General features: G+C 41.8%; 4 protein-coding genes. 2 read left to right on the top strand and 2 right to left on the bottom strand.

Going from position 1 to position 6,163, the window contains the following annotated elements:
- The first annotated feature begins 258 nt into the window (after positions 1-258).
- Complete coding sequence (locus JK188_RS06660) at positions 259-1,665, top strand: aminotransferase-like domain-containing protein (protein WP_249215395.1); 1,407 nt, start codon at positions 259-261, stop codon at positions 1,663-1,665.
- A gap of 99 nt (positions 1,666-1,764) precedes the next feature.
- Here JK188_RS06660 and ydeE read toward each other — a convergent pair whose 3' ends face one another.
- Both ydeE and JK188_RS06650 read right to left on the bottom strand, forming a co-directional pair.
- The gene (ydeE, locus tag JK188_RS06655; protein WP_036948034.1) at positions 1,765-2,958 is read right to left on the bottom strand and encodes an efflux MFS transporter YdeE; all 1,194 of its coding nucleotides are present in this window, start codon (positions 2,956-2,958) and stop codon (positions 1,765-1,767) included.
- A 465-nt stretch (positions 2,959-3,423) separates the two neighbouring features.
- Complete coding sequence (locus JK188_RS06650; RefSeq protein ID WP_211885588.1) at positions 3,424-4,581, bottom strand: iron-containing alcohol dehydrogenase; 1,158 nt, start codon at positions 4,579-4,581, stop codon at positions 3,424-3,426.
- A 289-nt stretch (positions 4,582-4,870) separates the two neighbouring features.
- On the opposite strand from JK188_RS06650, the gene JK188_RS06645 reads away from it, so the two are divergent.
- A complete protein-coding gene (locus JK188_RS06645) occupies positions 4,871-6,133 on the top strand; it encodes a M24 family metallopeptidase (protein WP_211886410.1) in 1,263 nt (420 codons plus the stop codon).
- Positions 6,134-6,163: the final 30 nt, after the last annotated feature.

Raw genomic sequence — 6,163 nt, 5'->3', positions numbered from 1 at the left:
CTTATAAATAATGATATTAACCACCGAAACATGAACGTGATTGGTTGTATTAATATAAATTTTGGGTATGGTTTACCCTTTATGTTTTTTTCATATTCCATAAATAAAATCCTATTGCTGTATTTTGTTTATTTAGCTTCGCATGAGAAATTGACTTAAAAAAGTGACAGATTGGCTTTTTTGTAAAATACAGATCATTTCAGCGAAATTTGTATTAAATTACAGATACGGTAATTCGATTTTAAGGAAATGAGTGCGATGCTCTATAAACAGATAGCCCAAATGCTACAGAGCAAAATCCATCGAGGGGAGTTTCTTGGTGGTGAGAAAATGCCGTCGGTACGTGATATTAGCCGCTGCCATGATGTGAGCATTACCACGGCTCAACTAGCTTATCGTGAATTGGAACGGTGTCAGCTCATTTATGCAGTACCAAAATCGGGTTATTTCGTGATCCCTGAAAAGATCACAGCACAATTACCGAAAGTGGCTAATTATATTCAAAAGCCTGTTCATATTGATAAGTGGAACCCGACGATGGACTTTTTGCGTGTTGAAGAGCACGTAGGGGTCACATCGTTATCGTGTGCGGTACCTAATATTGCCGATAAAACCTTAGAACCTTTATGGCAAGAAATGAACATGGTGGCTCGCCGCCGTAATCCGTTAACACTTGAGTATGATAGCTTACAAGGGTTAGCTGCACTCAGAGAGCAAATTTATCATGTGTCTGATTATCGCCAGTCATTTACCCCTGATGATATTGTGACGACCACTAGCGCTCATCAGTCGATTTCTATTGCAATTCAAGCATGTACCCAAGCGAATGATGTGGTTGCTGTTGAATCGCCGACGTTTCCTGGATTATTGCAGACGCTTTATGGGCTGGGTCGTAAAATCATCGAAATTCCCGTTGATCCGCAAATAGGAATTAACTTGGATAGGTTAGAAGAAGCTTTTCAATGTTGGCAAGTTAAAGCGGTGGTGGTGACGCCGACATGCAATAACCCGATGGGCAGTATTATGCCGGAAAAAAATAAGCAAAGGTTACTTGAGATGACTAATCGATATCAAGGTACGGTTATCGAGAATGATTGTTTAGCGCCTCTTGCATATGTTTATCCGCGTCCGTCAACGATCCAATCTCTGGATACCGAAGGTCATGTGATTCTGTGCAGTTCATTTTCTAAAACCGTTGCACCGGGAACACGGACGGGGTGGATAATTCCCGGTAAATACAAAGAGAAAGTTATGCATTTAAAATACTTATCACATTGTTCTGGCGAAGTTTTTATGCAGCAAGTGATGAGTAATTTCTTAAAAGAAGGACACTATTTTTTGCATTTACGCCGAATGCGTCAGCAATATCGTGAATTACAGTGCCAATACCGGGAATTAGTTGAAACGCATTTCCCCGTGAATACTCGAATTTCAAGGCCTCAAGGCGGATTTTCATTATGGGTCGAGCATCCGGCAGCAGATACTGCGAAATTGATGGAGATTTTACATCGCAATAAAGTGACGGTATTGACGGGAGCCCACTTTGCCACAGGGGATTGCTACCCAAACCACCTGCGTATTAACTATGCATTAGAGTTGATCCCAAGACGGCGCAACGCGATAAAAATTCTCGGGGAAACCTTAAAAATGACCCTGTTGAAATAGGGCGTTGAAATAGAAAAAAGAAACCCGCTAATAATAGCTATTAGCGGGTAATTAAACATAAGGAAGATTATTTATACAGCAAACCACGTTTACCGCAGTTTATATTGCCAATGCGAGAGTTTGTTTATTTTTAATTCGCATGCCGTTAAGCATACTTAGCCATGCCAGTACTGTCACCACCATTAAGATAATAAAGATAAAATACGGAGGAAGTTCAGTCAGAACGAACCCCGTCATCATAGGGTTAAATGCCCCGCCAAGTAATCCTAGCGCCTGTGCGGAAAAGTAACTGGATTTCATGCCTTCAGGGGCAATGCTATCAATTAGCATATATTCCCCCGGTGCGTAAATAAGTTCGCCCAATGTGAAGATAAATGAGCCTAATGCCCATAAATAGAGATTATCGCCAGACCCCATAAATACCGCTAACCCCCCTAAAAAGAATACGCTACCAATGGTCATTAAGCGTCTTAAGTTATCCGGCGTAATGCGTTTACCTACCGTATATTGCAATGTGACAACGACGACGGCGTTGACAGGTAAAATCACGCCAATTACCGCTTGTGCAAAGTCACTGTTAGCAACGGTGATCACATATTGGGAGATCCACGTGGTAAAAGAGCCGAAAACGAGTGAGCCGAGAAAAGTGGAGAGAATAAACCAAGCCAATGCACGGTCGTGGAGCATTGCTTTAGGGTTCCACACTCGCGGTTGACCATCAACATGGCTAGCAGGTTTGGTGCTTTGAACAAATCGCTGAATAAAAAAGATAGGGGCGGCTGCGGAGACTGCCGCTAGCCAAAATGGTAAATTAATGCTGTACATTAATAACCATGTGCCCATTGGGGGCCCGACCGTCCAACCGATATTGATAAAGGTGTAGTTGAGCGAAAACACTTTAGTCTTTAAGGATAGTGATAAAGTATCTGCGAAATAGCCTTTTAAAACAGTCGAAAAAACAGAATAAGAGCAGTTAATTAGTGAGAAAAATATAATCACCAATAGGGCATTGTTCATGAGCGGGATCGCGATAAATCCACAAATAAACGCTATCACCGCAATAAGCATGCAGCGTTTTTTGTCGACTTTATCCGCCAGCATGCCAAATCCCATACTGAATAGCACGCCGACCGTTAAGGCAATAGTCATAGCAACACCGACGATATCGATCGCCATATGGTATTGGCGTGTCAGATAAATTGCCATAAATGGTAATGTGGCGCCGCGCCCGATGGTTAATAGCAGCGAAGACGCGAGCAGGGCAGTATTCGAGATATTGGATTTAGAAAACATGGCTCACGACCTAGGAGTACATTGTTGTTATAAAGATGGTTGTTATAAAAACGATAGCTATAAAAACGATTGTTACAAAAATGTTTTATGTAGTTTTGTTATATAAAATACATAAAATTGCGGCACCAAGAAACGGGTTATTAGGGCGGGAAATCAAAACAATATTTTGATCATGCTATTGTGCCATTGCCAATCAATTATCTGGCTAAAGATAGCGGCGACGCAGATAGTAGAGTTATCTGCTATCTGCTTAACTGCATAAAAAATCAATTAATTATTGATTCATCATCCTATTTAATCGGCATATAAATTAAGAGTCGGTTGCCTTTCTCAATATCAAAAGTCATCGTTTTTGGTGCGCGGCGTTATTGTTGAAATGGTTGGTCGCGGAAGTGAACTTAAAACCCTGTTCGAGTCATTAAAAAAGAGCGCAAGGGAATGCGCTCTTTTGATAATACACGGTCATTATAATGAAGCGAGATAAATTCGACGGCTCACTTCAGGGGTAATATCACGGTGTTCCCCGAGTGTCACCATGCTATGCGCCACGAGGCTCTCAACTAAAGGCTCTACGATATCTTGGTTGAGCTGATAATCTTTAAAGCGTGTTTTCACTTGCATTGATTCGAAAAAGTCTCTTGTTAATTCAATGGCTTTGAGTGCTTTTTCTTTTTCGCTGCCTTCACGTATATCCCAGACGCGTTCTGCATACTGCGCCATTTTCGCTTGTTTCTGAGGCAGTTTTTCTTCCATTAAGGAAGGCAGGATAATGGCTAAGGTTTGGGCATGATCTAAACCGTAGAGAACGGTGATTTCATGACCTAACATGTGGGTTGCCCAGTCTTGCGGTACGCCAACACCAATTAAACCATTTAACGCTAATGTTGCTGTCCACATTAAATTGGCGCGCACATCGTAATTGGTTGGATTTGCTAAGGCTTTCGGGCCAATATCGATCAAGGTTCTCAGTAGACCTTCAGCAAATGTGTCTTGAACATTGGCATTTACAGGGTAGGTGAGGTACTGCTCGATAACGTGTACGAACGCATCCACAACCCCATTACTGATTTGACGAGGTGGTAATGAGTAGGTTTTAACCGGGTCTAAAATAGAAAATTGAGGGAAAACTTTGTCACTCATAAAGGCTAATTTGGCGTGTAATTCCTCACGCGTGATCACAGAGCCTTTGTTCATTTCAGAGCCAGTAGCAGGGAGGGTTAACACCGTACCAAAAGGTAATGCGTGTTCAATAGTGGCACCGCCGCTGGTCACCACTTCCCATTTATCTCCTGCGTAATTGACTGCCGCCGCGATAAATTTAGTACCATCAATGACGGAGCCACCGCCAACAGCCAGTAAAAAATCATAACCTTCGTGTTCAATTTGCGCGACAGCTTTGATTAAGGTTTCGTAGCGAGGGTTGGCTTCAATCCCACCAAAATAGCCAATCTGGCGATTTTTCAATGCACTCGCAACTTCATCGAGGGTGCCATTCTTGCGAGCACTTTCACCGCCAAATAGCACGAGGACTTTTGCATTCGCGGGAACCAATCGGTCCAATTCACTTATTTTACCTTCACCAAAAACAATGCGCGTTGGGTTGTAAAACTCAAAATTATTCATATACAAACCTTTGGTTGGGAATGGTAGGGGATGTCATTTGGCATCGGTTAGGGTTAAAAACGTTGAGATTACACTAGTATACACTCGAAACTATTCAAAGGATGATCAAAAAGTTTGATTGGGACTTTGTTTATTTATTTCTGAATTTTCAATTCACTATCCGTTTTTGGGGCAAGTAATTTCCTAGCGATAGCACTTAATGCTTATGATTAATTTGACTTCGATATCACCACGATCAATATTTAATTCATTCAAATGAATTAAATATAATGCAAATGAGGAAATTATGATGAATTCAATGATACCCGCTCCATTTACCCTTAAAGAGCGTGATAGACGATGGGATTTGGCTCGTAAAATTATGAAGGAGCATGATCTGGAAGTTTTGATGGTGTATGGCGATAGGGAGTCCGCCGCACCGGCACCATTTTGTATCGATCATTATTTTACTAATGACAGACTGGGCTCGGTGGTGCTGTTCCATCAAGATAAAGCTCCAATAGTGGTGACATTTGCGCCGATGATGGTGGCCGACCATATGCAGGCGTCTTTACGTAATGATATGCAATGGATTTCACCTGAACAGATTATGGTGGGAAAAACAGGGCGCAATATCGGCAATATTTTGATTCAGTTAGGGGTATCGCCGAATGCTCAGATAGGCGTCATTGGGCTTGAACCATATCCGCCATTCTATTTTGATGGTGCAATGCCGTTTAATACGTTGTCAGGTATTAAAGAGCAATTACCGAATGTGAGTTTTGTGCCGGTTTATAAAGCCTTTTTCCAATTAACCTCGGTCAAAAGCGATGAAGAAATCGCGCATATCAAACATGCGGCCATGATTGGTGAAGCCATGAGTGAAGCGATGCGCAAAACAGCGATTCCCGGAAATACCGAAGCGGATATTGCTGCGGCAGTGACTTCAACATGTTTATCGATGGGTGGGTTTACAGCAGAAATTTTAATGGGTTCAGGCCCTGAATATATTGGTTGGGGACAACCAGCATGGCAATACCGCTCGCAAAAACCAAGGGAAATACAATATGGAGATATCGTATTAACTGAAATTTTCGCACTGTATGGGATGTATGAAACCCAGCATCAAGCTGCGGTGGCAGTCGGGAAAATACACCCTAATATTGAGCGAGCTGCACAAGTTTCGCGAGAATGTTATGAGATAGGTGTAGAGAATCTCAAAGAAGGCATTACCTTTGGGGAGTTGGTGGACAAAATGGAACAACCATTATTAAAGGCAAAAGGTTGGCATGTTCATCCGCTTATTCATAGCATTAATCCTTATGGCCCAATTGGCTTTGGTACGGCTCCAGGAATTGAAATATTACCGTTAGCTCAAAAATATGGACATATAAGCCGACTGCCTAATCCTGGGCGTGAATTAATCTTAAAAGCAGGAATGACATTTGCGTTTGAACCCAATTGTGCCTTTGATTATCATTTATGTAATTTAGGCGGTACCGTTATTGTGGGAAAAGATAAGGGGATAGAATTAAATAATAATTCGACGCATTTAATGCGTGCCGACGTATAATGTTACTCATTTAATGTAATTAGGGTTTCA

The sequence above is a fragment of the Providencia sp. JGM181 genome (assembly GCF_018257375.1).
Taxonomy (GTDB): domain Bacteria; phylum Pseudomonadota; class Gammaproteobacteria; order Enterobacterales; family Enterobacteriaceae; genus Providencia; species Providencia lanzhouensis.
Note: the sequence above shows the minus strand (reverse complement) of the source record. Positions and strands in the feature narration are given on the sequence as shown.

Excerpts from the sequence above, each read along its gene's own strand:
- JK188_RS06660 (WP_249215395.1), top strand. The coding sequence starts at position 259 with ATGCTCTATAAACAGATAGCCCAAATGCTACAGAGCAAAATCCATCGA.
- JK188_RS06650 (WP_211885588.1), bottom strand. The coding sequence starts at position 4,581 with ATGAATAATTTTGAGTTTTACAACCCAACGCGCATTGTTTTTGGTGAA.
- ydeE (WP_036948034.1), bottom strand. The coding sequence starts at position 2,958 with ATGTTTTCTAAATCCAATATCTCGAATACTGCCCTGCTCGCGTCTTCG.
- JK188_RS06645 (WP_211886410.1), top strand. The coding sequence starts at position 4,871 with ATGAATTCAATGATACCCGCTCCATTTACCCTTAAAGAGCGTGATAGA.